Below are 21,940 nucleotides of genomic sequence, written 5' to 3'. Positions count from 1 at the left end.
TTTCCTCATTTAAACCAAAGTACCCCGGGCGTACGCGTCCCCGGACGGGCTTCTCCCCCCGGCATCACAAAGCCACCTTTCCACGGAACCAGCGGGGTCGTAACGGGCAGGTAGGTACTCGCATTAGGATTTGATGCCGCATCCGGCCGAATCACCGCCGGAAATTTTTGCCGTATCATCCATGGACCGGCAGGTAGCGGCAACGCAAGTATATCCGTACTGAAACCGGGATGGTTGTCTTTCAGCACCTGGGTCTGGCTGGCATATTCACCGGTATCCCCCCCGAAAATCACAACCTGACCATCCCTGACCAGTGCAGGGCCCACAGCCGCCACCGTCGGGTGCGGCATATCGGGTAAGCGGGTCCATTGCTTCTTGCTTATGTCGAAAACATGGGCATCGGTGAGGTACACCCGGCTCGCAGTTCCGGTCGTTTTATCCTGCACCAGGTCGGTTCCCGAAAACAGAAAGAACCGGTTTCCGGACCCGGCGGCCACGCTTAACATGCGGCCAGCGCCCTCCCAGACCGGCAGGGGCTGCCACGTACGGTTCGGCGCCGCCAGATCTAACGCGTAGAACTGCCGGAGTGTCTGCGTGGCATCCGGCTTTTCCAGACCACCTGCCACATACAATACATTACCGACCAGGGCGCCACAGGCGTTGGCAATGGGATGAGGGAAGGCCGGCAGTGGCTCAAACCCGATCTGTTGCTTTTTCCAGCGCATGAGAAAGGCCGCGGCGACATGCCCTTTTTCGTTGCTGCCCCCCACACAGACCACCGCATCTTTCCAGGAAACGGTAACCGCATATCCCAGTGGGAACGGCAGTTTGCCCGCCTCTTTCCACTGCCCGTCCGGCGATTCGAGCACCAAAATCCGGTCATACCATTTTTTAGTGTCACCACGCCAGGGCCGGCCGCCGTTGGGGAAGTTGCTCCCGCCGGCAACCACTAACGCTCCGTTTGAGACGCCCGCCAGGGAGCCCGCAAACCCATCGGCATCCGGAATAGGCGGCAGCTTTTTTACGGAAAAAGTACGCTGCGCCACAGCTGAACAGGAAAGCATCAGGAAAAACAGATAAAGGATACCATTAAGCCTCAGTAACTGCATCAGACCAGGTAGTAGAGGTGAACGTTTTCAGTGCCTCCCAGAAGCCAATCTCCTCCAATTCGCTTTTCAGGGCATCATAACTGGCCTGCGACAGGGTCACGAGCGGCAGACGGCACCCGCCCACATCCACTCCCAGCATATGCATGATGGCTTTCTGGGCCGGAATCGGCGGGTATTTGACAAACGCCCTGACCATATCGATCAGCATATTCATCGTTTTACGGGCCGCGTCCATCCGGCCGGCTTCGTAGTTCGTGATCACATCCAGGTAGAGCGGCGCCGCAAAATTGTAGGTGCTCCCGATGGCGGCGGTTGCCCCCGCTCCGAGCGCCGGCAGCAGCATTTCGTCAAAGCCGTACAAAATGTTGAACCGGTCGCCGAAATGGTTCAGGCAGGCCTGAAACTCCCAGATGGTGTTTGCCGTGTACTTAATCCCCTGCAGGTTTGGAATCTGTTGCCCGGCCAGCTCCAGAAACCGCAGCATATCCATACCGACCCCTGTCAGCATCGGTATATGGTAGTAATAGAACGGCAGTTGCGGGGCGGCCGACGCGATCTGCGCCATGCAATCGACCAGATTATCGACCGATGACGGCTTAAAATAAAACGCGGCCACGGCCGAGGCAGCATCGGCACCGATCTCACAGGCATGTTGCATCAGGGCGCGCGACTCGGCAATACTCGAATGCCCGACATGGACCCATATCTGTAAACGCCCGTTGGCTGCTCCGACAAATGCCTCGGCAACGGCCATTCGTTCGCTGATGGTTAAGTTAGGTCCTTCGCCGTTGGAACCACAAATAAAGGCGCCCGTCAATCCATCGGCGATGAGTTTTTCAACCAGGACCGGAATCATCTCCGGATTCACGCTACCATCAGGGTGCAGAGGCGTAAAAGGGGCGGCAAACAGCCCCTTAATGGGTGTATGTTGCATATTAATAACCTTCGGTTTGTACGAGTTTTGCGTTTTTCCCCAGGTTGGTAATTGTTATCGGCCAGTACAGCGGCGTGGTTTTCCCAACAAGGTTCGGAACAAATTTATAGATATCGATAGTACCTCCTTTATGAAATCTCACCAGATCATACCAGCGCTTGTTTTCAGCATACAACTCACGGCCGCGCTCCGTCAGAATGGCGGTTTCGAGGGTGATTTTATCCGTCGCGCCGGTATAGTCGCCGATCCCGGCGCGTTTCCGTATTTTGTTTAATTCCGTTACGGCATTTTGTGTATTACCCAACGCGGCATAGGCTTCGGCTTTCAGCAGGATAATGTCTGCAAGGCGATAAACCGGCAGATCATTATCGGCCACCCGGTCATCAGCGTATCGGGTTCCCGGATGCTTTACCACCCAAACCGACCCGGTTGGCCCGGTTGCCCGCCGTTCAGTCACATACGTAAACGGAATGCGTTTGTCGGCAGCGCTGGAAAACCACGACCTGGCTCCCGGGCTCATCAGATACCCCGACTGTGCATAGGCGGGCGATACAGCCGACACAATACTGTCGGCATTTATAACGCCGGTAATGGTGCTGGTGAGCGCCATCAGGTTAATGGCAAAATTGGTTGCGCCTTCATCGCGCAGAAAAAAAGCGGTCAGGATATGCTCCGGATTGGCCGCTCCTCTGACGGCAATGACATTTTTAAAGTCGGCATTGAGCGAAACACCGCTGGCTTCTACCTCGGCCGCCGCTGCCAGAGCAGCATTAAAATCCGCAGCCCCCCCACCCAGCACCTTGGCGCTCCACATCCGCGAATCCATTTTAAGTGCCTGCACGCCCGCGTAGCTAAACCGGTATTTCGTTGACGGAAACACATTTTTGGCAAAGTTTGTCATCGACGTAAAGTTCTGAACCGACGCCTCTATATCGCTCTGAATCTGCTTCATTACCTCGGTTTCAGCAGACCGTTCGAGCAGCGGGACATTATCGTCGGTTACGGCCTGCAACATCAGCGGGACCTTACCAAAAATGCGGGTAAGGGAAAAGTAAAAATAGGCCCTCAGCGCGTAGGTTTCGCCTAAAATACGTTTTTTGGTGTTAGGGCTGTCCGCAAACTCAAACCGCTGAATTTTGTCGAGCAGCAGATTGCAGTTCCCGATGGCAGTATACCAGGGTTGCCAGTCGGCCGCACCGTTGCTGGGACTCAGCTGATGCAGCGAGACCGCCGCATTTAGCCGGGCGTTGATGCCGTTCACGTATTCGTCGCCGCGCTGCGATCCGTATAAATCGGAATTGGCAAAGCTGCGCATGGCGCTGTAAATCCCGGTCAGATATGGTTCAAAATCGGCTTCGCTCGTAAAATAGGTCTGCTCGGTAATCGACGAGTCGGGTTTTACCTCCAGCAGCTTATCACAGCCCTGGAGGCACGGCATCGCTATCAGCGCCATCGCCATGACATATAGTTTCTTGTTCATTTCGTTTCGTGGCTTGTAAGGATGAGTCAGTTAAAACCGCAGGTTAGCCCCCAGTGAAATCTGGTGCGGACGTGGATAGCCACCCGGATCATAGCCCGTATACACTTCCGGATTCAGGCCCTTGTAGGCAGACAGATAGCCGAGGTTATAGATGCTTGCGAACACGTTGATATTGGCAGCTCCGATCTTCTTCGCCGCCGGCTTCGGCAGGTCATAGGCCACGGTCAGCTCGCGAAGCGCCAGAAAATCGCCTTTGTCAAACATAGCCGACACGTCGGACCCATACGAGTTGTTGATCCCGACGGATGACGCCCTGATGTAGTTTTTCTGCCCCACATCGGCATCGCCCAGCGAGAACCGCGCGTAACGCTTACCGGTATCCCCCTCTTTTTGCCAGATGTCATTGCCCAGCGCTTCCGACGGCGCTCCTTCGTTAAAGGCCCGTCCGGTACCCAGGGCGCGTGCCAGCGCACCGTTCGAAATCATGTGTCCCAAGGCATAATCGGCGTTAAACCGCACCGAAATGCCTTTGTAGGTAAACGTGTTCTGAATCCCGCCTATCATCGTCGGGGTCCGGTAACCGATGAAAACCACGTCTTTCTGGTCGATAATGTTGTCACCGTTCAGGTCGCGGAAGATGTAATCACCAGCGTGTTTTTTCACCGTCAGGCCATTGGTCGTCACCATGCGGTCAGTATATTGCGCATTCCATTTCTGGGCGGCCTCTTCGGTGGCAAATACTCCGTCGGTCTGGAACACATAGAGTGCATACGGCCGTTCGCCTTCAGCAAACCCGCCGACTTCACTGTCTTTTCCGGTCACCGGATCGGCAATGATCGTGCCGCCCTGACGGTTTTTCGCCCGGCCATTGTCCGGCAGTTTCAGGATTTTCTGGTTGTTTCTGGCAAACGTAGCGTTGATCCGCCATGAAAAATCACCGGCTCTCACGGCTTCGGCCCCCAATTCAATTTCAATCCCTTTGTTTTGCAGAATCCCGTTATTGAATACAATTGAACTAAACGGCGACTCGGCCGGCAGTGGCTTTGAGTCGAGCCGGTCTTTGGTCAGTTTATTGTACCAGTCAACCGTCAGGTTCACGCGGTTGTTGAACAGGCCCAGATCAAGGGCGATGTCCGTCACTTCGGTTTTTTCCCATTTCAGGTTCGGATTGGCCAGGTTGGCCCGCAGAACTCCCGGCGACTGGGCATACTGGCTGGCATTATAGCCGCCATAGGTATCCGTATAACTCAGTCCGCTCGTTCCGGATATGCCCCAGCTCGCTCTGAGTTTTAAGTTGCTGACAGGCTTGACGTTTGACAGGAAACTCTCCCGGTGGATGTTCCAGCCGCCCGAAACAGACGGGAAGGTCGCGTATTTATTGCCAGGGGCAAAATTTGAAAAGCCGTCATAGCGCATCGACGCCGCCAGCAGGTACCGGGCATCATAGTCGTACTGCAGCTGACCGAAAAACGAGGCTGATTTGGTGACCCCGATACCGGTCCCGAAGGCGGTAACGTTGGTCGTCGGCACTCCGTTGATGGAGGTAATCGAGGGTTCGTTAATGGTAAAAATATAATCATTCGTCGCCCGTTGCGAGCCAATCGTTATGGTATTGTTGTAGTTGCGGGTGAAGTTAAACCCGGCAAGCGCCGTGATGGTATGCAGCCGGTTAAAGGTATGGTCGTATTGCAGAATCTGGTCAACCATCAGCTGGCGGTAGAAGTCAACGTTTTCCCGTTTCTCACGGATGGTTGCGGGCTTTGAAAAGTCCGAATCCGGAACCCCTTTGCGCATAAACAGAAACCGGTAGTCGCTCATCACATACGACAGGGAAGGCCGGTATGACAGCCCCGGTATAATGTTGTAGGTTAAGCCAACCCGTGAGGTAATCCGCTCGGTGTTTACGCGGTACTCGTCGTATTTCAGCGTATGAAACCAGTTCCGGACCGAATAGCTCTCCCCCGATTGCGGGTTACCGTCTTCCTTGAACGTACGGATCAGCGGCGAAATCCGCATCCCGCGGATGGTGGCATTCAGGTAATTGTCCTCCACATTGTTCGGAATAACGTTCTGATAATTCACCATCGCGTCGAGTGTCACGTTTTTACTCAGCTTAAAGCCGAAATTGCCGAGGGCGTTATAGCGTTTGTAGCGGGTACCCACCAGCGTACCATCCTGAAGCGTATACCCCGCCGACACGTTGTAGTTGGCCACATCGCCACCGCCGCTGATACTCACGTTATTATCCTGCGTTACGCCTGTTTTCCAGAGCATATCCTGGTACCGGTTATCGTAGAAAAGCAGTTTTGTCCCCGGATTGACCGGGTCGTCTATCGTCTGATAGCCTTTTGCCAGCAGCGCGTCTACATATGCCTGCCCCTCAACGGCCACCATGTTATTGTAAAGCGCCGTGGTATACAGCCCGTTGCCGTAATCACCCCTGTTGGTATAAAGCCGTGTACCGGCCGAAAAGCCTCCGTTGTTTAAAAATGTATTTTTTTGTGTAGCACTGAGATCATAGGTTGTATTGGCCGTAGTTCGGGCCAGTTTCAGATAATCCGCTGCATTCAGGTAATTATAGCTTCGGCCGGGCTGTTCAAACGTTGTCCGGTGTGATACGCTGACACTCGTTCTGGCGTTGAATTTACCCGTCCGCGTTTTCACCACAATGACTCCGTTTGCGCCCCGGGCACCATAAATGGCAATGGAAGCCGCGTCTTTCATCACCTGCACACTTTCTATATCGTTCGGGTTGATATCGTTGAATTCGGAACGGGTACGAAACACGCCGTCGATTACAATCAGCGGGTTAACATCTGACGCATTCGACCCCAGCGCATTATTACCGTCAGTACCATATACGTTACTCTTCGTACCGCCCCGGATGATGATATTGGCAGACGCAAGACCTGGCTGCCCGGTAGAAACCGGAATCGATACGCCCGCCATTTTGCCCTGAAGTGACTGAACCGGGTTAGCGTTCGGTGTATTTTTCAGTTCGGTTGCACTCATTTTTGACACCGCCGACGTAACTTTTGCCTTCGACTGGGTGGTATAGCCCACCACCACCACTTCGGATAACGACGCTGCATCTGCCTGTAACCGGATGTCAATAGTGGTCCGGTTGTCAACGACTGCCTCCTGACTCAGATAGCCGATGTAGCTGAAAACCAGTATAGCACCGCCGGGTACTGCTACGCTATACTTCCCGTTTTCGTCCGTAACAACGCCGGTCGTGGTTCCCTTAACCAGTACGCTGGCGCCAGGCAGGCTGCTCCCGCCGGCATCAACTACCGTACCCGTGATCTGCCGGTTTTGAGCCATGGTTAAGGTGGCTGTAAAGCCAAACCAAAAGGCGGCGAGTAGCAGTAGCTGCCTGAAAATGCGTTTCCTGTTGCTAGCCGGCACCGACCCTTTCACCGGATTCATAGCGGATTGTCTACGCAGTAATGGCGGTTCAATTACCAATTGGTTGCTATAACATTCGTTCATAGTTACTGTAGACTTAAAAAATGATTGTCAATAATTATGTAGAACATAATGGCAAATGTAAATTCCCGAAAGCGTAAAATCCAACGGTTTTAGAAAAAAAGTGCAAAAATTTTCCAGAACAATGCAGTTATACGATATAGCTCCGGAAATGACAGGCTTAAAGCGGCGTTACCAACGGGAGATGTTCACCCAATCCGGCCATATGGTTCGCATCTGAACAGACAGTTGTCCGGACTGAATTGCGGGGTAGCCGGTTCGGGAGCCGACCTTACTTTATGGATGGAAAAGGCAATATGCAGACAACCACACCGTTATACTTATATTATCAATTTACTAGAGTTTTGTTAAAACAAGTTGGATTTTCTTTGCTCATGGCCGCAGTTAAACCGGCCCTGGCAGTAGCCCCTAAGATTGTCAATGTGTCAACCGCTCTCGCCGACGCAACCAGTGCAGGCAAATTCACAAAGACATTTAATGAGACCCGCGAAGGCAGCGAAGTCGAATTTCCGGTGTTAGACGTAAACTTCTGTGGTGAATGTGTGCCGTTTGAACAAGTCAGCGTTCTGGATCGCTGGAAACAGGTCATGACGACCTATGGCCGCCGGAATGATGACCTTGAACGGCTTCGTCAGCGTTCGGATAAGGTCTTTCCGCTGATTGAGCCCATTCTTGAGCGTCACGGCATTCCGAATGATTTTCTGTATGTGCCCGTAGCCGAAAGCAGTCTGAATGGCCGGGCGGTATCGAGGGTCGGGGCGGCCGGTTACTGGCAGCTGATGCCGGGCACGGCCCGCGATCTTGGCCTCAAAGTCGGCAAACGCGTCGACGAACGCTTTAATCTGGAGAAAGCCACCGACGCTGCCTGCCGGTATATCCGGCAACTGTACGACAAATTCGGTTCATGGTCGCTGGTCGCTGCGGCGTATAATGCCGGTCCGGGTTATATCAACAACCAGCTCGTCCGGCATAACCAGCGCGATTATTACCAGATGAAATTGCCGAAAGAAACGCGCCTGTATCTGTACCGGATTCTGTTTTACAAGGAGATATTAACCCGTCCTGAGTCGTATGTGCCCATCTTTGCGGCCCGTACGGTCGGGTACATGCTGCGTACGTTGTCGGCTCCCCTCCAGGGGTCGGGCCTCACGGCACATCCGTTCCGCGCGCTGACCGGCACGGCCGATGCCTGGGTGCAGCGGTTTTCGTGGCAGCTTCGGGCGGCGTAAGTTTATTTTTTGTCGCGAACGGGGTTAACCCATCAGAACAGTAATGGCCGGGTCAGAATATGTACACCCGACTCAGCCATTACTGTTTAATAGCTGATGAATCCCAACGATCATAGTTATTTGAGTTGATTAACACGCCAGATTACCGAAGCGCTGGCAGCCATTTGCCGTTGTCGGCCGGCAATCTGACTCCCCCCCCATTCGCTGTACGTCTCTGCTATTTTTCTGGTAATAACAAATTCACTATCCTGATAGACAAGCCGTTTAGCTTCATAAGGTATATTTCCCATACGGCGATTGGCATCCGCATTCATGATAGTCATATTCCCTAATCGAAAGACAAATTGTTCATGATCCTGATCACTGACAGACTCCCAGCCTTCGGCGGGATTTTCAGGAAGGATATGCTCAATATTATACCGCTCACTATCGAAGTCGTAATCATTAGCAGATTCATAGCTTTCGAGCTTAAAGAGTATATATCTGACAATCTGACGGTTACGCGGAGTTTTCAATACCTTATCAGCAAAGGCAATCTTAAATGAAGCATCCGTTGGATAAAGCGGTTTGAGCTCATGTATCAATGCCGGCAGCGTTGTTATTTTAGCGCTGGTTAAACTTTCTGCCAGTATAGGATATAAGCGATCCTGCTCATTTGTTGGCAGGTTACCGATTACATTATATCTAAATGACACAACACTGCTTATACGTAGTAGCTTTGTGAAATCTTCCTGGTTAAAACATCTGTAAGCGCTGATAAGCAACGGATAGATCTGCCGTACGTTAAATAGCTTTAATTCCCTGATATATTTACGCTGCTCCGGTGTCCAAAGCTCGTCATCAGGTTTTGACAAGGCAACGTAAACATCAACATCCATTTCCATCTCCCGCATCAGATTAAATACAGAAGAACGGTCTTTCATCGAATCCCGGATTCTTTTATAAAGTTCTGCATGTCGCAGGAAACGCCGGCGGCTATTCCAGTGAGTACGTAAAAAATCGGGGAAACTTTCACTCCCAAGTTTTGACACAATTCCCTCCCACCGGTTATCTAAATCGTTTAATTCCCATTCATTATGGTTCTGGTTATCAACTACCTGAAAGAGGTGGTTTTTCAATAAATCCGTTGAGGATAATTTTACGCCTCTCGCATTCAGTGTCTCAAAAACCTTATATGCATTTAATTCATCACTCACCGTAATCACGGTAAAAAACAGCTTATCCGATAGCTGATCAATAAACTTAGCGAGTGCCTCTCCGGTTGTGTATCGTTTATTCACCCGCTCATCAAACCAATCAAACGCTTTACGCATCAACTGCTCTGTGGCTTTAAGCCCGCGTTTGGGTGTCGGCTGTAGCGGAATAAGATATTGCTGAAACAGCGTGTTATTATTCCGGTTCAGGCTAAGTTTTGAACGGGAAATAAGGGTAACCGGATCAAGATACCCGATGAATGAACTGCGCAACTGCTGAAGGCGAAGCGTATTTGCCTCTGCATCAATCCCGCTGTCTATTAATTTACGCAAATTTGACAGTGCCGCCAGAACGACAATGCTGAGTGTTGTCAGGCGTTGCTGACCATCAATAATGCCAAAGTTTTTATTATCCTCCGTCTGTAATACTAAATAACCCATGTAGTGAACCGACTCGCCTTCTGGTAAAAAAAGCGCATCAATATCATGCCAAAGGTCATCCCAAAACTCATCTGTCCAACTATAATCACGTTGAAAACGAGGAACAGAATATAAGAGTCCATTCCCCATCAACATTCGATAGGTCTGATTTGATGTACTGAAACTGCCTACTGCCATACTTTTCTGTCACAATGTTACTTGTATACCTTACCCCTCTGCCAGTTTCAGCATATCCTGTAAAATAGCATCGCCGCTGCTCGGACGTTTGGCATTACCGTCAATGATCTGCCCTTTCTTGTCAATCAGCATATAGCGCGGAATGCTCGGGATGCCGAAATACTGGGCTGCGCCCGGATTCCAGCCCTGCTCGCCAATGAGTTGCAGAGCGTTCAGCGCATTTTTCCACGTAGGCTCCTTGTCGTCGATGGAGATGTAGAGGAACACAATTTTTTCCTTTTGCTTATCTGTCAGCCGTTCATGCAGTTGCTTTGAGAACGGAAATTCGGCACGGCAAGGCCCGCACCAGCTCGCCCAGAAATCGACGTATACAACTTTCCCTTTGAAATCGTCGAGAATCACTTTTTCGCCCTTCAGGTTAGTAAAAGTAAACGTATTCGGAGGAATATTCCGCTGTTTTGGGGTGGTGGCAGCCACTACCGGCTCATCCTTTTTATTCATTACATCGCCGATTCTGGCTTTTACCGCCTCTGCGTAAGCCGCTGAATTGGGCGTGGCGGTCAGCATGTTGTATACCGCCCGCACCGACGACGGCGCAACTTTGTCATAGTTTTCGAGCAGCAGCCGGGCAAGCGCATACTGATACGGGGCGCCGGTCAGGTGTTGTTTAGCGTAGGTTGCCTTGTCGCCCAGCGATTTGTTGATATCCTCCTGCGTATATTTCAGGAAACCACGGGCCCGCGAGTTAAAATAGGTCACGTAGTAGAGCAAAAAGTTGCGGTATGGTTCGGCAGCCAGTGCATCGGCGTCGTTTGCCTTTGCCTCATCAAACCCGTCGAGCATCACTTCCGGCAACGACATTACTTTGGTTTGGGTCGTCTGCGCATTGCCGCGCAGAATCGGGTAGGCCAGCATCAGATGCCAGTAATTCCAGCGGATCACCGACTCGGTATACTTCTTAAATGCGTCAGAAAAATCCCCCGCCTGCGGATAGCTTTTGTAAAACTCTGCCTGCGCTTTCCGGGCATTAAACAAACTCATTTCCCACTCATCGACGTTCGTGGCGCGGGCCTTCTCATACTGCGCTTTGGTATCAAAATCAGCCTTAAACTTATCGTCAAAAGCCTGCATAAAGCTTTTTTCGGCCGGTTTTGTAAATAAATTTCCGGCTTTGGGGCCGTGATAAATATCCTGTGCAACACTGCCGGTAAGTAGGAGTAAACCAAGCAGAAAGGTAAAGATGGTCGTCTTCATAGTATGGTGAAATTAGGCAAAAACGATACCAGTCGTACTATTCCTCCGGCAACTTTTTTCGTCCGGTGCAATCTAATCTCCCATCCGGTGCGTATATCTCCCCAACCATAAGCTATTTCATTATATCATGAATGTTTTACGCAAGACAGCAACCATTGCAGGCTGGACGGGCGTGGCCTGTCTGACCGGCCTGCTGACATGGGCTAACTGGGAAGCCCCGCCGCTCCATGCACAAGCGAAGCCAATCGGCGTAGCATTGCTGAAAGTCGACGGGTTGACCGACGAAGCCAGAGCGGCCGGCATTCGCCGCAAAATCGACGGATTGCCGGGCGTAACCGCCTGCTCAGCCAATCCGGCAAGCCGGTTACTGGGTGTTACGTACGATACCGATATTATTTCGGAAAAAGAACTGACAGCGTTTGTGAAAAAGCAGTTTAATCAGGTAAGCCAGCCATCGGTAGAGGAGACAACCGTTAAAGGTCCGCAGTGCCCTGTCCCGATGGAGTATATTCTGAAAATGGAGCGGTTGAAATACGCCCTTTGCTTCCGGCAATAACCATCAGCCTCGGTACCAGCTTAACTAGTTCATATTGGCTATCCGCAAAATAGCCGCCGGAGACGTATTGTCTTCACCTTAGATTTTTGTTCACCTATAACTATTTCATTCCGATGATCAGAAAGACATGGGCAGCAACGCTGTTGCTGGCCGGCACCCTCGCGTTTACAGGTTGTAAGAAAGACGAACCTGCTGCCCCGAAATCCCTGTATGACCGCTTAGGTGGTGTCAACGCCATCTCTGCCGTTGTTGATCAGTTTATGCTCAACGTGGCTGCTGACCCGAAAATGGCCCGTACGTTTGCTCCGCTGGTGCAGGATGTCGTAAAGAATGGCGGCGATCCGGCCAAATCAACCCGTTTTCAGTCACTCCGCAACAACCTGATCGACCAGATCGGACAGGCCAGCGGCGGGCCGCAGACCTACAAAGGCAAGGACATGGTAACTGCCCACAAAGGCATGGCGATTACGGACGATGAGTTTAACTCGCTGGTGAATGACCTGGTTGCTTCCCTCAACAAATTCAACGTTCCATCGACCGAACAAACTGAATTACTGACCGTTCTGGGTGGGTTGAAGCCACAAATCGTTGGCAAGTAATCCGTTTGTCCCCGGCATACAACTATGCCGGGGACAGCAACGTATACTACCGGCGTTAGAACCAGGCACTTCGCGTACTAACCCGTTTTTCTGCTCATACATCGTTATGATCGCTTATACAACCCATGTTGTTGCCCAGCCTGCAACGATTGATCTACCGGTTGCCTTCCGGTTGCCGGAGGCCTCTGCATCAGACACTCAACTTCCGGGAAGCCTGGTACTGAAGCGTTTCCGGGAAGCCTTGTTAGATATTCAGCAGTCAGAACTGTCGCGATACCGGAAAAAGTTATCGGATACAGAATATGCCTTGATTGAAGCCGTTGCCGGACAGATGATGCAGCGTATTGCTGTGCATCCGGCCAGCCAGCTTTTAGCCGCCAGTAAACAGGACGATACCGGCCTGACGGCTGAGCTCTTTGCCGGTCTTTTCTGTCTGACCCCTGCTAATCCATAAAAGCCAGGCCCCCTACATGGCCCGGCTTTCATCGTTGTCTGTTTACTGTTCCGTTTTATTCCGTTAGTTGCCGCTTGTCCCTGTGGCGTTGTTCACCACTTCGCCTTTGAACATCAGCGTTACCATACCACCTTCTGCATTCGATTCTACCGTTACCGTTTTGCTGAATGCGCCCATCGCTGCGGCATTGTAGGTAGCCTTCACCTCGCCGGTTTTGCCCGGCATCACCGGATCTTTCGGGTAATCAACGCCTGTGCAGCCACACGACCCGCGTGCATTGCTGATGATCAGCGGCGCTTCGCCTTTATTGGTAAACTTGAATACTGCCGTTACCGGCTTGTTTTGGGCAATTTTCCCGAAGTCATGTGAGGTGCTTGTCCAGCCGAAAGCGGCCATGAAGTTTGTATTCGCCAGAACCAGGGTAGCGGCCATCAACATCAGGCCGAAAGAGAAAAGGATAGTGCGTTTCATACAATTTTGTTGTTGTTGTTTAAATGACCCGCTGACGCGGAAAACCCTATCGAACATGTTCATGACAAAGGTATTCCGGCTTTCCGGGTTGGCTTGTTAACGGCTTGCTAACGTTTGTTAACGACTTGTTAATGCCTGAAGCTGAATCCATAGCCCGATTGTGAATGACCGGCGCTTTGGGTTATTTTGTATTACCCGTTCCTGAACACTACCTTAGTTATATGAATCTGTATTATCTATAATCAGTCATTTATACATGTCCCGGTCTGTCATACGCGTCCTTGTAGCGCTTTCTGTTGTATCCATTATCGGTATCCTGACCATCCAGGCGGTCTGGGTCCGGAAAGCATACGCCCTACGGGAACGCCAGTTCCGGCAAACTGCCTTTATCGCCCTACAGGAAGTAGCCATGCAGGTGGCCCGTTTCAATCACGTCATGCTTAACCGGTATGCGGTTAAGCAGTTGTCGTCCGATTATTTTATTGTCAATACCGATTCGCCGATTGACCCGGTAACGCTGGAGACGTTCATTCAGACTTCGCTCCGTAAACACAACCTGATAACCGACTTCGAATACGGGATTTACGACTGTTCGTCGGATCAGATGGTATACGGCGATTACGTAGCAACGGGTACACCCGGCAAACCGATGTGCCACATGCCGAAGTTTTCGGGATTTACCTACTATTTCGGGATCCGGTTTCCGAAGCAGACCGGCTATGTGGTCGAACAGCTCGACGGCTGGATCTGGTCGACGGCGGCCGTTCTGCTGCTGGTGGTTATTTTCGGTTATACCCTCAACATTGTCCTGAGGCAACGCCGGTTAACGGAAGTGCAGCGTGATTTTATCAACAACATCACGCACGAGCTCCAGACCCCCGTTTCAACCATCCGGATTGCGGCCGATGTGTTGCAGCAGGATGCCATCCGCCACCAGCCGGAGCGCTTCGGGCAGTATGTCCGGATTCTGAAAGAAGAAAGTCAGCGGTTGCAGAAGCAGGTAAACAATGTCTTACAACTGGCCCGCTCGGAGCACAACAGCCAGGCGAAGGGGCAGTTTAGTTTATCCTGTAGTGAACAAAACCTGCATACGGTCCTGACGGAGGCCTCCGGCTCTTATTCGGCCAGCCTGACCCTTGATTTGCAGGCAGATGTGCCGTTTATCTATGCCGACCGCTATCATCTCGACAATGTCATTCATAACCTGATTGACAATGCCGTCAAGTACACAAACGGTAAACCCGATATTCTGATCCGGACCCAAAACCGCGAAGGGAAGCTCGTCTGGTCGGTGCAGGACAATGGCATCGGCATTGCACCTGAGCACCATAAAGCCGTTTTCCGTCAGTTTTTCCGCGTCCCGACCGGTAATGTACATAATGCCAAAGGGTTCGGCCTCGGCCTTTATTACGTCCGGAAGATCATAAAAGCCCACCGCTGGCAGATCCGGCTCGACAGCGCCGTTGGCCGCGGTAGCTGCTTTGTCATCACCTGTCCGGTTATGGCCGGAGAGCAGAGAGCCAAAGAGCGAGAAAGTGAACGAGCGATGGAGTGAAAGAGCAACCGTTGCCACCTCTAACCCGGCAACAACCAGAACCATCAGTATTAAGCATCCCGTATTGAGTTATCAAACGTCCAGTATCAAACCTATGCCGAAAGCCCATATCCTTTACGTTGAAGATGATGTGAACCTGAGCTTTGTGACCAGAGACAACCTCGAAATGGCAGAATACGCCGTTACGCATTGCACTACGGGTGATGAGGCCAAAGCGATCTACAAGCCCGGACAGTTCGATGTCTGTCTGCTCGATGTCATGCTACCGCAGTGCGATGGTTTTTCAGTCGCCCAACACATCCGGCAACAGGATATGCAGGTACCGATTTTATTTCTGAGTGCCCTCGCAGACCGCGACAACCGCCTGCACGGCCTCCGGCTCGGGGCCGATGACTATCTCGGCAAACCATTCAGCGTGGAAGAGTTATTACTGAAAATCAATGTATTTCTGCGGCGCAGTGCCAGCCAGCAGGCCACGCCGAAACCGGCATCGGCCAGTACGACACTGCGGCAGGTGGGTGCCTTTGGGTATAATATGGCCGAGGGGGTTCTGTCGTATCAGGGTCAGTTACAGACGCTGACCCAACGGGAGGCTGAAGTGCTGACCTATCTGATCGACCGCCCCAATGAGCTGATCCGCCGCGATGATATTCTGAAGGCAATCTGGGGAGATGATGATTATTTTATGGGCCGTAGTCTGGATGTATTTATTTCCCGCCTTCGCAAACGCCTCGCTATAGACCCCGCCATCCGGATTGAAAATCTGCATGGCGTTGGCTTCCGGCTACGGCTCAACGGGTAATCACGATCAACGGGTAATCACGATCAACGGGTAATCACATGGGGTCGCCCCTACAAACATATGGGGGCGACCGTACAATTTATTGATAACCAAATACGATTTTGTATTACTCTTACGTTACGCAAGATTTTCGCTATTTAATACCCTCTTACAGTAGGAAAATTACGCATCTGGCTTATTTTTGCAAGACTACCAAAACCATCGGTATACAAAAATCTATAGCCAAAGACGCATGAAAAAACAAAATTTAACGATTGCTTTATCTATGCTGGCCGGGGCAGCATTTGCCCAGCAAGCCCCTATTCAATTTGCGGCAAAAGGAATTGTAGCGGTGTCGGATGCCGACATGGCCGCCTCTGCGCTGGTAGACGGTAACCTGTACAAAGATAAAGGCACGCGTGATGCCTTAACGCTGATCCAGTTCCCCCTCAACCGGAACGGACAAAACATTAACACCGCCCTCGTTTCTAACTCAATGACCCTTTCAGACAAAACCATTGCCATTACCAATAATGGCAAGCTGGCATTTGTCCTTGAAGGTCGCGGACAAGTATCTGACAGCTTACCCTCGCTCAAAAACGGTATCGCCGATTTTCCGGCGACCAACGCCATGTTCGTTGTTGACCTGAGCGGCGCCAAGCCTGCCGTTAAGTTTAAATTCCCGACGGGTCCGTCGCTTTCGGCCGTCACGCTGAACCCACAGGGCAGCACGATGCTGGTAGCCTCCAACGACGCGGGCAAAGAAATTAAAATCATTGATATCGACGCAACGGGTAAGCCGACCCGGGTGCTGGTTGCCGCCTCACCGACGCAGGGCCAACAAATCACGGACCTCGTTTTCCACCCGGGTGGTCAGTTCGCTGCTTACACCATCGGTGCAACCGGTGAAGTCGGTCTGCTGAAATATGCCATTGACGAGAAAACCAAAAAGCCATATGTTATTGCTCATGGCAAGCCGGTGAAAGTGGGTGCCATGCCGGGTTCAGGTAAGTTTACGCCGGACGGCAGCTTCTTCATTATTCCGGACGGCAAGAAAGCGTTAGGTGCTGGTGGAACCGGTGCCGGTGAGGTATTTGTCGTTCAGTTCAGTACGGAAGATACCGCGGGTGAGCACAAAATCGTTGCCCAGGCGGCTACCCCGGAAGCCCCGGAAGCGGTAGCGGTCAGCCCCGACGGATCGATGGTTGCCGTCGTATCTGCCGGCCAGTCGTATGCCCCGTTCGGTACTGCCGGAGCCGGCAAAAGCACAGTGGGTATTTATTCGCTGGCGAAAGACGGGAAACTGACCTTAGGCAATGAATATCCGTTTGAAGGCGTGCTGCCGCAAAGTGTTGAGTTCGACCGCGATGGCAGTGCCATTGCTGTAGCCGTCAGCGAGTACCTCGACTATGGCAACCGCAACGGCGGTATCGAGTTCTGGACCGTAACGAAAGGCGATAAACCGGCACTGGCGAAACAGCCCGGCCGTGTTGCTCTGACACGCGGCGCCCATGCACTGCGCGTGATTTACTAGTTTTTTTTTCAAACTTACCTGACATCCTGTAACTTCCCGACTGTTTACCGCATTCGGGAAGTTTTTTTTTACCCTTTTCCTTCGATGGCCTATATCCTTGGTGCCGACATTGGCACAACTAACGTTAAAATACTGGCCTATGACCCTGCCACTGATCAGCTTGTCGGTTCAGCCTCAACGCCAATAACGACGTATTATCCGGAACCTAACCAGTGCGAACAGTCCCCGACCGAAATCTGGGATGCGTTCGTAACGGTATTTAAAGAACTGATCGGTCAGCTGGAAAACCGGCAGCCTGTTCAGACCATTGCGTTCAGTACGGCAATGCACAGCATCATGGCGGTTGACGGCGAGGGGAAACCAATCACTAACGCCGTTATCTGGTCAGACAACCGGGCCGAGGAAGAGGCACATACGCTCAAGACAGAACAGGCGGCGCTGGGTCAGGCCATTTATCACCAGACCGGTGTGCCGGTTCACCCGATGATTCCGCTGTGTAAACTGGCTTACTGGCGGCATCATCAGCCGGACCTGCTGCATCAGGCGGCCCGCTTTATTTCGATCAAGGAGTACCTCTGGTTCCGGCTTACGGGCGAATATGAAATTGATTATTCCATCGCCAATGCCACCGGCCTGTTCGACCCCGAGCATAAGCAATGGAGCGATCTGGCTCTTTCCGTAGCCGGTATCCATACCAGCCAGCTGTCCAGACTGGTGCCAACTACGCATCAGCGCCCGTTTGTGCCATCGGTTATTGATAATGCGTTGCCATTGACGGGCGAGGTCTCGCTGCTGATCGGCGCCTCAGACGGCTGCCTGGCCAATCTCGGGGCCGGTGCCATCCCGACCGGCACCACCACCCTTACCATCGGTACGAGCGGTGCTATCCGCCAGACCGTCCGTCATCCATTGCGCGACAAGCAGGGACGGCTGTTCTGCTACTACCTCGACGAAGGCTACTATGTTGTCGGCGGTCCGACCAACAACGGCGCAAACGTATTGCAATGGCTGGCCGAGCGGTTTACCCAAACCGAAACAGAAGCCGTTCTGACAAAGGCCGCCAGCATTGACGCCGGAGCCGAAGGGTTACTGTTTTACCCCTACCTGCACGGCGAACGTGCACCACTGTGGGACGCAGCCGTGCGTGGCGCCTACCTGCATGTCGACTGGAATCACACGCAGGCCCACTTTCTGCGGGCGTCGCTGGAAGGGGTCTTGTTCAACCTCTGGAGTATTAATAAACTACTTACCCCGCACACCCACCCAACGCAGGTGATCCATGCCAACGGTGGTTTTGCACAGTCGGCGTTCTGGGTGCAGATGCTGGCCGACATTGCCGGTGTGCCTGTCCGGCTTAATGCCAGTAATGAAAGCGGAGCCATCGGGGCTATTTTGCTGGCAATCAAAGCCAACGGCACGGTTTCTACACTCGACGAAGCCGCCGGTTTAGTTACATTTGGCGAAACGTATCAGCCTGATGCCGAACGACATACAAAATACCGGCAGATTTTTGAGGAATGGAGTAAACGACTAACCCTGTCGGCACATGCGGAATTATTCCGCAATCAGTCCTATATTTGACAGTTAAAGTTGATCAGAAAACAGAGCTCCAACGTTGTGAATGATTTATCTCCTCCCACAACGCCTGGCTCGCATAACCACTGATAGTATGATTCGTACCGATTGGACCCGCAAGGAGATTACGGACATTTACAATACGCCGATTCTGGAGTTGATTTATCAGGCAGCAACGGTGCATCGGCAACATCATGATCCGCAGGAAGTACAGGTGTGTACCCTGTTGTCGGTTAAAACGGGGGGATGCCCTGAAGACTGCGCCTATTGCCCGCAGGCGGCCCGTTATCATACCAATGTCAAGGTGCACAAGCTCATGGAAGTGGATGAAGTACTCGACGCTGCTCAACGGGCAAAAGAATCCGGCAGTACCCGCTTTTGTATGGGTGCCGCCTGGCGCGAAGTCCGCGACAACCGCGACTTCGACAAGGTACTTGACATGGTGAAAGGCGTTAACGGTATGGGGATGGAAGTGTGCTGTACGCTCGGCATGCTGACTGATTCGCAGGCTCAGAAGCTGAAAGAAGCCGGGTTGTATGCCTACAACCACAATCTTGACACAAGCGAAGAATTTTACGACGATATTATCACAACCCGTACGTACGATGACCGGTTGGAAACGCTGGGTAGTGTCCGGAAGGCGGGCATTTCGGTCTGTTCGGGCGGTATTATTGGTATGGGCGAACAGCAGGAAGACCGGATCGGTATGCTGCTGACGCTGGCTACCCTACCGGAGCACCCTGAGTCGGTGCCGGTAAACGCCCTTGTACCGGTCGAAGGTACGCCGCTGGAAGATCAGGAGCGTGTTTCAGTCTGGGAAATGATCCGGATGATTGCCACCGCGCGTATCATTATGCCGAAAGCCATGGTTCGTCTGTCGGCGGGCCGCGTCCGGATGAATACGGAAGAGCAGGCACTGTGTTTCCTGGCGGGTGCCAACTCTATCTTTGCCGGCGACAAGCTGCTGACGACGCCAAACCCGGAAGAAGATGCCGATAAGCAATTGTTCCAGACGCTGAACATCCGGCCGCGCCCTTCGTTCAAAAACGGCGAAGCCCCTGTCAAGTTCGAACAAATCCCGGTACATGTGTAATGCGGAATGTCATTCCGCGCTACAGGTAAATAGTGGTGGCACCACTTGGACAGAAACGTCTGGCCGTGCCACCACTATCTTCCCGTCACCAGCCTTTCATGAACCTGCTCTTCGTTTGTAGCCGCAACCAGTGGCGCAGCCCCACCGCCGAAGCCATTTTCCGCAATCATCCCGTACATGAGGCTCGTTCGGCAGGCACCGAACCATCAGCCCGTATCCGGATTTCGGCCAGATTACTGACTTGGGCCGATCTGGTATTTGTCATGGAAAAACGCCACAAACAACGTCTTACCCAACGATTTCCGGATGAAATGGCCGGCAAGTCCGTGATTGTCCTTGATATTCCTGACGAGTATGGCTTTATGGACGAAGAACTTATTGATTCAATCAAAACAGCCGTTGCTCCTTATTTGTAGCCCGCTACACCGTCAGGTTCCAGCCATCGCGGTAGTCGCGTTTGACGTACTGATTAGCCAGATCGTAGTTGGTCACCTTCATATTAGCGGCATCCCAATAGAGCTTTTTACGTCCGTTGTATTTATCAACCGTCCGCTTGCCCGACGGGTTGTCGCGGAGCATCCAGCTACGGATAGCCAGGTTACCGATCAGGATACTTTCCGTAAACGGAGCTGCGTACTCAAACGGCGAACTGGTTTTTCCTTTGCCATACCCATCGATACAGGCATTCACCCATTGCAGGTAGTGATCTTCGTCAGGCACCCGGGCAATGGTTTCCGGGATATTCAGATACTGGTTGTCTTTCAGAGGCAGTAAGCGCGGATTGGCACCGTAGCAGTCAGCCATCAGCTTGCCTTTTGACCCGATAAACAGCACGCCGCCATCCGAATTACCAAAGCTTTCGCCAGGCAGCAATTCCTCCGGTAGCTCGGGCAACACGCCCCCGTCATACCAGCTCAGCTTAATATCCCCCTTGTTGTCCTTGCGCGGGTAGTTCAGGTGAATTGAGGTAGAGAACGGTGTCCAGTCCGGATTATCATCCTGCGGACGAAGCGTAAAGGTCCACGTACCGGCGACACTACATTCGACGGAATTCGGGTAGTCGACGGGCAGGATACGGAAAACAGGGTCCAGAATATGGCAGGCCATATCACCCAGCGCTCCTGTGCCGTATGGCCACCACCCCCGCCAGTTCCATGGCAGATAGGCCTGATTGTAAGGCACCTTCTTCGACGGTCCTAACCAGAGATCGAAATCCAGCTCTTTCGGAATCTCATACGTCTGTTCGGTCGGGATTGCCTGCGGCCATACAGGGCGATTGGTCCATGCCAGTACCTTGTGCACGTCGCCGATGATGCCGGAATTATAAATCTCCTGCATCCGCCGTACGCCGTTGCCCGACCCGCCCTGATTCCCCATCTGGGTAATGACCTTATACTTTTTCGCCGCCTGCGCCAATACGCGGGCTTCGTAAATGTCGTGGGTTAGCGGTTTTTGGGTATACACGTGCTTGCCCAGCTGCATGGCCGCCAGCGTCGCCACGGCATGGGTGTTGTCGGGCGTCGAAATGGAGCAGGCATCAATGTTTTTGCGCTCCTTACTCAGCATTTCCCGGAAATCCTTGTAATACGTTGCTTTCGGGAATTTTGCCCGTGAGTCGGCGGCCTGCCGGTCATCGACATCGCACAGGGCCACGATGTTTACATTGGGGCTTTTGGCAAACGACGCCAGATCGCTTTTGCCCTTGCCTCCGACACCAATACCGGCAATGTTAAGCTTGTCGCTGGGCGGAATGTAGCCTTTACCCAGTACATGACGCGGAACAATAAAAAACGACGAAGCGGCCAGTGTCGAGGCCTTGATAAAATCCCGGCGACTGGTGTTATCAGCAGTTGCATCCTGCTTGTTCATAAAAGAAAGGGTTGTAGGGGCGACCCCACGTGGTCGCCTGTTCATATAAAATCAGCAATACGGTCGACTGGTAATACCCTACGCAATACGGTCGACTGGTAATACCCTGGTCTCCAACCGCAATACGGGCGACTGGTAATACCCTGG

Annotated in this window: 18 protein-coding genes; 10 read left to right on the top strand and 8 right to left on the bottom strand. The window is 52.3% G+C overall.

Annotated features, from left to right (window positions below):
* Positions 1-5: 5 nt before the first annotated feature.
* From BLX24_RS23250 to BLX24_RS23235, 4 genes are read right to left on the bottom strand one after another with little or no spacing between them, the layout of a single operon-like run.
* Positions 6-1,109, bottom strand: coding sequence for a tRNA wybutosine-synthesizing protein 4 beta-propeller domain-containing protein (locus BLX24_RS23250; protein WP_218160714.1), 1,104 nt, complete (start codon positions 1,107-1,109; stop codon positions 6-8).
* On the bottom strand, positions 1,090-2,043 hold the full coding sequence (locus BLX24_RS23245) for a dihydrodipicolinate synthase family protein (RefSeq protein WP_071505614.1): 954 nt from the start codon (positions 2,041-2,043) through the stop codon (positions 1,090-1,092). The genes BLX24_RS23250 and BLX24_RS23245 overlap by 20 nt, the downstream gene beginning before the upstream one ends.
* A 1-nt stretch (position 2,044) precedes the next feature.
* Complete coding sequence (locus BLX24_RS23240) at positions 2,045-3,523, bottom strand: RagB/SusD family nutrient uptake outer membrane protein (RefSeq protein ID WP_083422135.1); 1,479 nt, start codon at positions 3,521-3,523, stop codon at positions 2,045-2,047.
* 30 nt (positions 3,524-3,553) lie between these two features.
* Positions 3,554-6,847, bottom strand: coding sequence for a SusC/RagA family TonB-linked outer membrane protein (locus BLX24_RS23235; RefSeq protein WP_071505679.1), 3,294 nt, complete (start codon positions 6,845-6,847; stop codon positions 3,554-3,556).
* 539 nt (positions 6,848-7,386) lie between these two features.
* Between BLX24_RS23235 and BLX24_RS23230 the strand changes: the two genes are divergently transcribed.
* On the top strand, positions 7,387-8,241 hold the full coding sequence (locus BLX24_RS23230) for a lytic transglycosylase domain-containing protein (protein ID WP_071505613.1): 855 nt from the start codon (positions 7,387-7,389) through the stop codon (positions 8,239-8,241).
* Between the two features lie 116 nt (positions 8,242-8,357).
* Here the strand turns inward: BLX24_RS23230 and BLX24_RS23225 are convergent, their stop codons facing one another.
* Together BLX24_RS23225 and BLX24_RS23220 are read right to left on the bottom strand one after the other, a co-directional pair.
* Positions 8,358-10,052 carry a DUF262 domain-containing protein gene (locus BLX24_RS23225; protein ID WP_071505612.1) on the bottom strand — a complete coding sequence of 565 codons (1,695 nt, stop codon included), beginning with the start codon at positions 10,050-10,052 and terminating at the stop codon, positions 8,358-8,360.
* A 30-nt stretch (positions 10,053-10,082) separates the two neighbouring features.
* Positions 10,083-11,306 carry a TlpA family protein disulfide reductase gene (locus tag BLX24_RS23220; RefSeq protein WP_071505611.1) on the bottom strand — a complete coding sequence of 408 codons (1,224 nt, stop codon included), beginning with the start codon at positions 11,304-11,306 and terminating at the stop codon, positions 10,083-10,085.
* A gap of 127 nt (positions 11,307-11,433) precedes the next feature.
* On the opposite strand from BLX24_RS23220, the gene BLX24_RS23215 reads away from it, so the two are divergent.
* The 3 genes from BLX24_RS23215 to BLX24_RS23205 all read left to right on the top strand — a co-directional run bounded on the left by BLX24_RS23215 (position 11,434) and on the right by BLX24_RS23205 (position 12,915).
* Positions 11,434-11,862, top strand: coding sequence for a cation transporter (locus tag BLX24_RS23215; protein WP_071505610.1), 429 nt, complete (start codon positions 11,434-11,436; stop codon positions 11,860-11,862).
* Between the two features lie 113 nt (positions 11,863-11,975).
* Positions 11,976-12,461, top strand: a complete 486-nt coding sequence (locus BLX24_RS23210) for a group I truncated hemoglobin (protein ID WP_071505678.1) — start codon at positions 11,976-11,978, stop codon at positions 12,459-12,461.
* Positions 12,462-12,567: 106 nt separating this feature from the next.
* Entirely contained in the window at positions 12,568-12,915 is a 348-nt protein-coding gene (locus tag BLX24_RS23205; RefSeq protein WP_071505609.1) for a glutamyl-tRNA reductase, read from the top strand.
* Positions 12,916-12,978: 63 nt separating this feature from the next.
* On the opposite strand, the gene BLX24_RS23200 is transcribed toward BLX24_RS23205, so the two are convergent.
* Positions 12,979-13,386 carry a DUF1573 domain-containing protein gene (locus tag BLX24_RS23200; RefSeq protein ID WP_071505608.1) on the bottom strand — a complete coding sequence of 136 codons (408 nt, stop codon included), beginning with the start codon at positions 13,384-13,386 and terminating at the stop codon, positions 12,979-12,981.
* Positions 13,387-13,642: 256 nt separating this feature from the next.
* Here BLX24_RS23200 and BLX24_RS23195 point away from each other — a divergent pair, with 256 nt between their 5' ends.
* The 6 genes from BLX24_RS23195 (at position 13,643) to BLX24_RS23170 (ending at position 20,340) form a co-directional block, all read left to right on the top strand.
* Complete coding sequence (locus BLX24_RS23195) at positions 13,643-14,941, top strand: sensor histidine kinase (protein WP_071505607.1); 1,299 nt, start codon at positions 13,643-13,645, stop codon at positions 14,939-14,941.
* Positions 14,942-15,035: 94 nt separating this feature from the next.
* Positions 15,036-15,743, top strand: a complete 708-nt coding sequence (locus BLX24_RS23190; protein WP_071505606.1) for a response regulator transcription factor — start codon at positions 15,036-15,038, stop codon at positions 15,741-15,743.
* Between the two features lie 232 nt (positions 15,744-15,975).
* Positions 15,976-17,256: a WD40 repeat domain-containing protein gene (locus BLX24_RS23185; protein WP_071505605.1), complete on the top strand. Its 1,281-nt coding sequence runs from the start codon at positions 15,976-15,978 to the stop codon at positions 17,254-17,256.
* Positions 17,257-17,340: 84 nt separating this feature from the next.
* Positions 17,341-18,837, top strand: coding sequence for a gluconokinase (locus BLX24_RS23180; RefSeq protein ID WP_071505604.1), 1,497 nt, complete (start codon positions 17,341-17,343; stop codon positions 18,835-18,837).
* Positions 18,838-18,925: 88 nt separating this feature from the next.
* Positions 18,926-19,924: a biotin synthase BioB gene (gene bioB, locus BLX24_RS23175; protein ID WP_083422133.1), complete on the top strand. Its 999-nt coding sequence runs from the start codon at positions 18,926-18,928 to the stop codon at positions 19,922-19,924.
* 98 nt (positions 19,925-20,022) lie between these two features.
* A complete protein-coding gene (locus BLX24_RS23170; RefSeq protein ID WP_071505602.1) occupies positions 20,023-20,340 on the top strand; it encodes a low molecular weight protein tyrosine phosphatase family protein in 318 nt (105 codons plus the stop codon).
* 4 nt (positions 20,341-20,344) lie between these two features.
* Here the strand turns inward: BLX24_RS23170 and BLX24_RS23165 are convergent, their stop codons facing one another.
* A complete protein-coding gene (locus BLX24_RS23165; RefSeq protein WP_071505601.1) occupies positions 20,345-21,793 on the bottom strand; it encodes a Gfo/Idh/MocA family protein in 1,449 nt (482 codons plus the stop codon).
* Positions 21,794-21,940: the final 147 nt, after the last annotated feature.

Origin of the sequence: Arsenicibacter rosenii, from assembly GCF_001870735.1 — a bacterium.
Taxonomy (GTDB): domain Bacteria; phylum Bacteroidota; class Bacteroidia; order Cytophagales; family Spirosomataceae; genus Arsenicibacter; species Arsenicibacter rosenii.
The sequence above is the reverse complement of the archived record's forward strand: the minus strand, read 5'-3'. Positions and strand labels throughout refer to the sequence as shown.

What these genes read in the sequence shown, in the direction of transcription:
- BLX24_RS23180 (WP_071505604.1), top strand. Translation starts at nt 17,341, where the DNA reads ATGGCCTATATCCTTGGTGCCGACATTGGCACAACTAACGTTAAAATA.
- BLX24_RS23170 (WP_071505602.1), top strand. Translation starts at nt 20,023, where the DNA reads ATGAACCTGCTCTTCGTTTGTAGCCGCAACCAGTGGCGCAGCCCCACC.
- BLX24_RS23195 (WP_071505607.1), top strand. Translation starts at nt 13,643, where the DNA reads ATGTCCCGGTCTGTCATACGCGTCCTTGTAGCGCTTTCTGTTGTATCC.
- BLX24_RS23220 (WP_071505611.1), bottom strand. Translation starts at nt 11,306, where the DNA reads ATGAAGACGACCATCTTTACCTTTCTGCTTGGTTTACTCCTACTTACC.
- BLX24_RS23235 (WP_071505679.1), bottom strand. Translation starts at nt 6,847, where the DNA reads ATGGCTCAAAACCGGCAGATCACGGGTACGGTAGTTGATGCCGGCGGG.
- BLX24_RS23190 (WP_071505606.1), top strand. Translation starts at nt 15,036, where the DNA reads ATGCCGAAAGCCCATATCCTTTACGTTGAAGATGATGTGAACCTGAGC.
- BLX24_RS23215 (WP_071505610.1), top strand. Translation starts at nt 11,434, where the DNA reads ATGAATGTTTTACGCAAGACAGCAACCATTGCAGGCTGGACGGGCGTG.
- bioB (WP_083422133.1), top strand. Translation starts at nt 18,926, where the DNA reads ATGATTCGTACCGATTGGACCCGCAAGGAGATTACGGACATTTACAAT.
- BLX24_RS23165 (WP_071505601.1), bottom strand. Translation starts at nt 21,793, where the DNA reads ATGAACAAGCAGGATGCAACTGCTGATAACACCAGTCGCCGGGATTTT.
- BLX24_RS23205 (WP_071505609.1), top strand. Translation starts at nt 12,568, where the DNA reads ATGATCGCTTATACAACCCATGTTGTTGCCCAGCCTGCAACGATTGAT.
- BLX24_RS23200 (WP_071505608.1), bottom strand. Translation starts at nt 13,386, where the DNA reads ATGAAACGCACTATCCTTTTCTCTTTCGGCCTGATGTTGATGGCCGCT.
- BLX24_RS23225 (WP_071505612.1), bottom strand. Translation starts at nt 10,052, where the DNA reads ATGGCAGTAGGCAGTTTCAGTACATCAAATCAGACCTATCGAATGTTG.
- BLX24_RS23250 (WP_218160714.1), bottom strand. Translation starts at nt 1,109, where the DNA reads ATGCAGTTACTGAGGCTTAATGGTATCCTTTATCTGTTTTTCCTGATG.
- BLX24_RS23230 (WP_071505613.1), top strand. Translation starts at nt 7,387, where the DNA reads ATGGCCGCAGTTAAACCGGCCCTGGCAGTAGCCCCTAAGATTGTCAAT.
- BLX24_RS23240 (WP_083422135.1), bottom strand. Translation starts at nt 3,523, where the DNA reads ATGAACAAGAAACTATATGTCATGGCGATGGCGCTGATAGCGATGCCG.
- BLX24_RS23210 (WP_071505678.1), top strand. Translation starts at nt 11,976, where the DNA reads ATGATCAGAAAGACATGGGCAGCAACGCTGTTGCTGGCCGGCACCCTC.
- BLX24_RS23185 (WP_071505605.1), top strand. Translation starts at nt 15,976, where the DNA reads ATGAAAAAACAAAATTTAACGATTGCTTTATCTATGCTGGCCGGGGCA.
- BLX24_RS23245 (WP_071505614.1), bottom strand. Translation starts at nt 2,043, where the DNA reads ATGCAACATACACCCATTAAGGGGCTGTTTGCCGCCCCTTTTACGCCT.